The following is a 7,016-nucleotide window of genomic DNA, read 5'->3' on the forward strand; positions in this document are numbered from 1 at the left end:
TGATCCGGAAAGGGACGCTTTGCCGCTTGTGGCTAGGACCTAGGCCTGGTTCTTCTTCAAGGCAGCCAGGCGTGCTTCGATCTCGGAAACCTGCGGTGCGCCGGCTTCGATCTGCGCGGCACCGTCGGCTTCCTCGAGGATGTCCTGCGGGGCGTTGCTGGCCTTCAAGGCTGCCAAGCGCGCATCAACTTCGGTCTCGGCACCGAGGTCTTCCAGCTGCGCGAACTGCGCATCCAGGGAAGAGGCCGCCAGTTCCTGCGCACCGCGGACCTTGGCTTCGTCCTGGCGGATCTGCTGCTCGAAGCGGCTGATCTCGCTGGTCGGGTCGTTGATGTCCAGGGCCTTGAGGGTGTCCATCATCTGGTTCTGGGTCTTGGCATTGCGCGCGCGGGCCACCAGCTCATCGCGCTTGGCCACCAGTTCCTGGCGCTTGGTCTGCATGGTGTTCAGACCGGTCTTCAGCTTGGCCACGACATCACGCTGGGTGGTGATCGTGGATCCCAGGTTCTTGGCGCGCTTCTCGGCGTCCATCTGGCGCTGGATGGCCACCGTGGCCAGCTGGTTGAACTTCTGCTGGTTGGTGCTGTCACCGGCGGCAGAATATTCGTCAGCCTTGTTCGACGCGGCCAGCGCCTTGTTGCCCCAGTCCTTGGCTTCCTGCTGGAACTTGGCGTGGTCGTCCTCGGCCATGCGCAGGTTGCCGATGGTCTGGGCAACCGCCTGCTCGGCCTGGGCAATGTTGTTGGTGTATTCGCGAACCGACTGGTCCAGCATCTTCTTCGGATCCTCCAGAGCATCCAAAGCGGCGTTGGCGTTAGCCTTGCCGATACCGAACATTCGAGCCCAAATTGAGCGCTTCTTGGCCATAGTGCGTCCCTTCGTCTTCCGTTGCTTAAAGCTTAGGGGAATTAGCAGCGCCGCTCTAACCGAAGACCACGCTGCGTCGGCAATCTAGTCATTGAAATGGCGCAGGTACCGTCCCGGGGCATCCAGGAAAAGCCGCCAGTTCCGCACCATGTCCAACTCGTCGTAGTCCGATTCGCGGATGCCCCACTCCCCGATTTCATAGATTCGCGCCTCCGGCAAGGAAGCAAGAATTGGCGAGTGGGTGGAGAGAATTACCTGGGAACCGGAACGCAGCAGATCTGCAATATGCGAGAGCAGCATGAGGCAGCCATTGAAGGACAGCGCTGATTCGGCTTCGTCGAAAACCCACAACCCATTGACATACGAGCGCTCGGTGAAGAACTCGACGAAGGATTCGCCATGGCTCTGGAAATTGTGCTTTCCGCGCGAGCCGATGGAGCCCAGATAGGCGAAGTGCCCGTGCATGGTTTCCGCGCGCAAGAACACGCCGGCCTTGGACGCACCGGCTCCGCGTTCCAATTGCAGGTGCGAGGACAACCCGGATTCGGTGGGTTGGGTCTGGTGCATGCTGTTGCGGGTTCCGCCCTCGGCATTCAGCCCAAAGGCCGCTGCAATCGCCTCGACGAGCGTTGATTTTCCCGCGCCGTTTTCCCCCACCAGCACAGTCAGCTGGCCCAGTTCAAGGCCCTCGTCAAGAAGTTGCTGCACAGCCGGGATCTGGGCGGCCCAGTCGGAACGATCCATGGGTGCCTTGGGATGTTCGGTGATGCGGCGAACCGGCAGCGTGTCGAAAAGTGCGCTCATGCACCCGAGGCTACCAGCAGCGCGCGACAGCTTGGCGGCAGTTATGCAGGCTTGGCCCCTTGGCCGCACCCATGGTTCAGCAGGGTGCGGCCAAAAGAGCCAATAGGGTTTTCTAGCCGTTGGCCGGAAGCATGTTCCCGGCGAAGAACGCGGCGATCTCCTCACGCGCATCCAGCGGGAAGATCCCGGCGACGTACTGATCCGGGCGAACCAACACGATGGCGCCGTTCTTGCTGATTTCGCGGTCGCGGAAGATGTCGCGGCCGTGGCCGGCTGCGAATACCTGGTTGATGTCGTGCAGGCCGTACGGGACCTTCAGCGGCTGGAAGGCCTTGGGCACATCATGCAGCTCGACCTGCGTATAGTCCTGCTGGTAGATGGCCTTGGTATCGAATACGGCATCCTCGTCCCCGCCTGCCGGGGTGTACAGGTTGCGCGGCGATGCCGGATCGGCGCTCCACCAAGCGGCGAAGTCGGCCATTGCGGTGCCCTCCAGTGCCGGTGCTGCCGCATCGGCGAAGGCGTAGATACGCCAGCGTCCGTCAGCCTCGTGGAAGTGGCCCAGGTGGCGCCAGCGGTTATCCGAACGGCGGATGACCTCGGCGGATTTGAAGCGCTTGCCCACCGGGAAGCCCGGGGCCAGATCCTGGTGCTCCAGGCCGGCGGTGATCGGCGATTGGGTGTACTGCGTCATGAACCCGGCAGGGAATTCCTGGGTCTTGGTGTAGTACTTCTCCAGCTCGTCAGGGTCTTCCCAATCGTCCACCGACTTGGCCATCAGGGTGGACCATTCCTTGTCGAAGTCGATCAGGTTCTGCGCGATGACCTTGCGTTCCCCGGCGTAGGTATCCAGCAGCGCATCCGGGGCGCGGCCTTCGAGCACGGCGGCCAGCTTCCAGCCCAGGTTGAAGCCGTCCTGGATGGACACGTTCATGCCCTGCCCGGCCTTGGCCGAGTGGGTGTGGCAGGCATCGCCCATGATGAAGGCGCGCGCGCAGCGGGTGCCGCGCTCCTCATCGGAAACGTCGTCGAAGCCGTCGGTGATCCGGTGGGCCACCTCGTAGACCGAGAACCAGGCGACGTTCTTCACGTCCATGGTGTACGGGTGGATGATGCGGTTGGCCGTGGCCACGATTTCCTCGACCGGGGTGTTGCGGATGGCCCCGGCATCCTCGGCGGTCAGCTCGCCCAGGTCCACGTAGAAGCGGACGAGGTAGCCGCCCTCGCGCGGGATGAGCAGGATATTGCCCGCGTCGTGGGACTGGATGGAGCATTTGACCTGGATGTCCGGGAAGTCGGTGTTGACCATGACGTCCATGACGCCCCAGGCATGCAGGGCCGCATCGCCGTGCAGCTTGTGGCCCAGCGAGCGGCGCACCTGGCTGCGCGCGCCGTCGCCGCCAACCAGGTACTTGGCCTTCACGGTGCGCTCTTCGCCGGTATGCGGCCCCGCCACGTACTTGATGCGCGCGGACACCGGGTATTCGGCGTCCGGGTCGATCTCGCAGCCGAGGTATTCCACGCCGTAGTCCGGGGTGATTTTGCCCGGCGCGCGTTCGGCGTCACGCAGGAAGTAGTCCAGGATGCGCGACTGGTTCACATAGATGTGCGGGAATTCGCTCATTCCGGTGGAGTCGTCGGCAGCACGCGAATGGCGCTTGATGTTCGCCGGGTTCTCGGGGTCCGGGGTCCAGAAGCACATTTCGACATTGCGGTAGGCCTCTTCGACAACCTCGTTGGCGAAGCCGAAAGCCTGGAAGGTTTCCACCGAGCGGGCCTGGATGCCGGCGGCCTGGCCGACGTCGAGCCGGCCCGGGCGCATCTCGATGGCGCGGGCGTTGATGCTCGGGAAGCGCGAGAGCTGCGCGGTCACCACGGCGGCCGCCGGACCGGTTCCAACGATCAGCACATCCATTTCATCGGGAATTTGCTCGGCGCGGTCGATGCCGTAGCCGGCCGCTTCCTTGACCCGTGGATCCCCGGAAACGTATCCCCTGTGGTGAATCTGCATAATGTCGCTCCCCTATCGCTGTGCCGCCGAACTTCATTGTCTCTATAATTGCGACACTGTCCTAACTATAGAAACAATCGTAGCTTTCACGTAGGCTGTAGGCAAGACGTGGATCACACCGGGAACAGCGCGGCAGGCATCTGCGCAGGCCAGATGGAATGATTGGAACATGAGCAAAACCACCGAAGGCGGTTCGCAGACCCTGGGCCGCGGGCTAGAGGCACTGACCCTGATCGGGGAATCCGCGACGCCGCTGAGCGTCTCGGAACTCGCCGGACTGCTGGGCGTGCACCGCTCCATGGCCTACCGGCTGGTCAAGACCTTCGAGCAGTACGGTTTCGTGGAACGCAATCCTGCAGGCGAGCTCGAATTGGGAGCCCGCCTGGGCGCGCTGGCGCGCAACGTCGCCAAGTCCCTGCAGGCCGCGGCCGCACCGCATCTCGCCACTGTCTCCGATGAGCTGCAGATGACGGCGCTGCTTGTCGTCTTCGATGGCGAGGCAGCCGTTACCCTGAGCACCGCAGAACCCCGGCTCGCCGATGCCACCGTGGCCCAGCGCCCGGGCACCCGCCATCCGATCGACAACGGCGCACCGGGACGGGTCATCCGTTCCATGCTCAATCCCCAGGAGCACCCGGCCAAGGACTTCGAGTTCAGCCATGACGAAGTGATCCCGGGGTTGACCTCGATTGCCGTTCCGCTGGTGCTCCCGCAGGGCAAGCCCGCGGCCATCGCCGTCATCTACCCGCCGCTGGAACGCGATCGCAACCACATTGCAGCCGTGCTTACGGCCGCCTCGGCACGCATCTCGGCAAGCCTGGGTATCCGCTCGTGAGCGGTACCTGCCCGCACGCTGCGCTAGCTAGGCGGTGCAGGCCTCATTGGAGCACCCCGCATCACGCGGACGGTAGGTCTGGGTTCCTTCAACCTTCTCCCACACAATGTGGCGGTGCTGCCCGCAGCGATCGCATGAAGGAGCCAGGTACGTGGCCCGCTCTTCCATGGTGTATGCACGAAAATCACCCATCACAACCTCCGATGACCAGCCGCGAAGCGAAGTTCGCGGGCCTGCTGGACCTGCTTGGTGCCTTCACTCTACGCGCGGTTTGCACAACCGGCTAGGGTCCACTGGCGGCAGTTACCCACAGCCCCTCAAGCAGGGCTCTGCACCTCGTGGCAAACTAATGCAGAGAACCGGATATGACCGCTTCGCCACCGCCGGACCGCTAGCAAGGAAGAAGCCATGAGCACCTCTGAGCAAAAGCTGCAACGCTTGAAAGAACGCATTGCCCTATTGCTGAACAAGGCCGAGAACACCACTTATCCGCACGAAGCGCAGGCCTTCCAGGAACATGCCGAACGGCTCATGGTGCGCTATGGCATCGGCCGTGCGGAACTGGATGCCGACTCGGCCCACCGGGGCAAGAAGAAGGAAGCCATTATCGAGGAGCACTTCGATATGCGCGGCGTCTACCGCCTGGGACAGCGCGATGGCCTGTCCGCTGTGGGCCGGGCCTTCCGCACGGTGTCCATGCTGCAAAGCAACTACTCGACCTCGTGCAGGCTGTACATCATCGGCCATGAATCGGATGTAGCTACCGTCAAGAATCTCTTCGCCTCCTTGGTTGTCCAGGCGACTGCCGCCATGGCCCACTGGTGGGCACAGGAGGGCAAGCTCTACGCGAACTGGTACACCGATTCCGAGAAAACCATTGAACGCCGCGAATTCCAGCGCAGCTTCTACCTGCAAGTCGCTTCGCGCATCGCCATCCTCTACCAGGAAGAAAGCGTGCACAGCGGCAGCGGGACCGAACTGGTCCTGGCTAGCCGCAAGGAACAGGTCGACGAATTCGTCAGCAACCAATATCCGTTCCTGCGCCGCAGCAGGAACCGCGCCGCAGCCGGAAGCGCCAATGCCTCATTGGCCGGACGGGTCGCAGGAAGCCAGGCAGATCTCGGTTTCGACAAGCACGTCGACTCAGCCGCGACCGGCGAAGTCGCCAGCTAGCGCACTTGCTCTAGTTGCGTGTCCTCGATGTAGCGCGGACGCCCGGCCATGATGCCGACCAGGGTCTGGAAAACGATCAAGCCGGCAATAAGCCACATTGGCGCAACCCATGAACCCGAAGTTTCGTGCAGCACCCCGACCAGGAACGGACCGGGGAACGCCAGCAGATAGCCCGCAGACTGGCCGAAGGTGGAGAGCTTCGAGACACCCGCGGCGGTGCGGGCCTTCAAGCCGATCATGGTCAAGGCCAGCGGGAAGTTCGACCCGCAAATGCCCAGCAGCACCGCCCACAGCACCGCTCCCTGGACCGGAGCAAGCAGCATGCCGATGATCGCGATGATGCCCACGGCACCGTTGAAGATCACCAGTGGCGCCTGGTTCGAGAATTTGGCAGCGAGCGCCGGCATCACGAAGGACAAAGGCACGCCCACACCCAGCAGGATCGCCAGCAGGGATCCAGCGAATGCCGGCGAGACTCCCAAGTCGATGAAGATCTTGGGCAGCCACCCCATGAAGATATAAGCCACGGCGGACTGCCCGCCGAAGAACAACGCCACCCACCATGCGGTGGCGTTCTTGCTCATCGGCCCGATGCCGGCCGCATCATTTGGATTGCTGGCAAGATGCTGCTGCTGGGCTGCGATTTGGTTGCGCATCCCGAAGTACACCAAAAGCCACAGCACCAGCGCCAGCAAGGCCAGAATTGCCCAGAATCCCAAGCCCACGCGCCAGTTTCCGCCGAGCATCTGATTCACCGGCACGGCGACCCCCGCAACTCCGGAAGCACCCAAGGCAACCGCCGTAGTGTAGGCGCCGGTGACAATCCCGATCTTTCCCGGGAACCAGCGCTTGACCAGTACCGGCATGAGAATGTTGCCCACCGCGATGCCCGCAAGGGCCAATGCGGTGCACAGCAGGAAGAATCCGGTCCCCGGAGCCACCGCGCGCAGGGCAATGCCCAACAGGACAGCACCCATGGCTGAGGCCACCACTAGTTCCGGTCCGCGCTTCCCGGCCAGCCGCGGCGCCAAGGGACCCAGCAGCGCGAAGCACAGTGGAGGGATGCCGGTGATCATTCCGGCCACGAAGCCATTCATCTGCAGGTCGCCAATCACCAGATCAAGCAGGGACCCCAAGGAGGTGACGGCAGGACGCAGGTTCAGCGAGGCCAGGATGATGGCAAGGATCAGCAGTGCGCCAGAGCCCTTGGACAGGGTGGCGCGGTTTTTCGGGAAGTCAGGCATGGTATCCACAGACTATCTGCTTCAAAACCCGGATCCCATCCCCGTTGCCTGGACTACGGCAACCGGGCCCCCCCAAAAAGGG

Annotated in this window: 7 protein-coding genes; 2 read left to right on the forward strand and 5 right to left on the reverse strand. The window is 63.0% G+C overall.

Annotation, left to right across the window (positions count from 1 at the left end; all coding sequences use genetic code 11):
• Positions 1-39: 39 nt before the first annotated feature.
• From ACNPM8_RS02485 to ACNPM8_RS02495, 3 genes are all read right to left on the reverse strand, one after another.
• Entirely contained in the window at positions 40-867 is an 828-nt protein-coding gene (locus ACNPM8_RS02485) for a PspA/IM30 family protein (RefSeq protein ID WP_105656123.1), read from the reverse strand.
• Between the two features lie 84 nt (positions 868-951).
• Positions 952-1,671: an AAA family ATPase gene (locus ACNPM8_RS02490; RefSeq protein WP_102599184.1), complete on the reverse strand. Its 720-nt coding sequence runs from the start codon at positions 1,669-1,671 to the stop codon at positions 952-954.
• 112 nt (positions 1,672-1,783) lie between these two features.
• Positions 1,784-3,682, reverse strand: a complete 1,899-nt coding sequence (locus tag ACNPM8_RS02495; protein ID WP_448939253.1) for an FAD-dependent monooxygenase — start codon at positions 3,680-3,682, stop codon at positions 1,784-1,786.
• A gap of 169 nt (positions 3,683-3,851) precedes the next feature.
• Between ACNPM8_RS02495 and ACNPM8_RS02500 the strand changes: the two genes are divergently transcribed.
• On the forward strand, positions 3,852-4,517 hold the full coding sequence (locus ACNPM8_RS02500) for an IclR family transcriptional regulator (RefSeq protein WP_105656120.1): 666 nt from the start codon (positions 3,852-3,854) through the stop codon (positions 4,515-4,517).
• Between the two features lie 27 nt (positions 4,518-4,544).
• Here the strand turns inward: ACNPM8_RS02500 and ACNPM8_RS02505 are convergent, their stop codons facing one another.
• A complete protein-coding gene (locus tag ACNPM8_RS02505; RefSeq protein WP_400341377.1) occupies positions 4,545-4,709 on the reverse strand; it encodes a hypothetical protein in 165 nt (54 codons plus the stop codon).
• 216 nt (positions 4,710-4,925) lie between these two features.
• Here ACNPM8_RS02505 and ACNPM8_RS02510 point away from each other — a divergent pair, with 216 nt between their 5' ends.
• Positions 4,926-5,690 carry a DUF2786 domain-containing protein gene (locus ACNPM8_RS02510; RefSeq protein ID WP_133834164.1) on the forward strand — a complete coding sequence of 255 codons (765 nt, stop codon included), beginning with the start codon at positions 4,926-4,928 and terminating at the stop codon, positions 5,688-5,690.
• Here the strand turns inward: ACNPM8_RS02510 and ACNPM8_RS02515 are convergent.
• Positions 5,687-6,934 (reverse strand): CynX/NimT family MFS transporter, encoded by a 1,248-nt coding sequence (locus ACNPM8_RS02515; RefSeq protein WP_448939269.1) that lies wholly within the window; start codon positions 6,932-6,934, stop codon positions 5,687-5,689. The two genes, ACNPM8_RS02510 and ACNPM8_RS02515, sit on opposite strands and share 4 nt — an antisense overlap.
• Positions 6,935-7,016: the final 82 nt, after the last annotated feature.

The sequence above is a fragment of the Glutamicibacter sp. AGC46 genome (assembly GCF_053543715.1).

Excerpts from the sequence above, each read along its gene's own strand:
- ACNPM8_RS02490 (WP_102599184.1), bottom strand. The coding sequence starts at position 1,671 with ATGAGCGCACTTTTCGACACGCTGCCGGTTCGCCGCATCACCGAACAT.
- ACNPM8_RS02510 (WP_133834164.1), top strand. The coding sequence starts at position 4,926 with ATGAGCACCTCTGAGCAAAAGCTGCAACGCTTGAAAGAACGCATTGCC.
- ACNPM8_RS02485 (WP_105656123.1), bottom strand. The coding sequence starts at position 867 with ATGGCCAAGAAGCGCTCAATTTGGGCTCGAATGTTCGGTATCGGCAAG.
- ACNPM8_RS02515 (WP_448939269.1), bottom strand. The coding sequence starts at position 6,934 with ATGCCTGACTTCCCGAAAAACCGCGCCACCCTGTCCAAGGGCTCTGGC.
- ACNPM8_RS02505 (WP_400341377.1), bottom strand. The coding sequence starts at position 4,709 with ATGGGTGATTTTCGTGCATACACCATGGAAGAGCGGGCCACGTACCTG.
- ACNPM8_RS02495 (WP_448939253.1), bottom strand. The coding sequence starts at position 3,682 with ATGCAGATTCACCACAGGGGATACGTTTCCGGGGATCCACGGGTCAAG.
- ACNPM8_RS02500 (WP_105656120.1), top strand. The coding sequence starts at position 3,852 with ATGAGCAAAACCACCGAAGGCGGTTCGCAGACCCTGGGCCGCGGGCTA.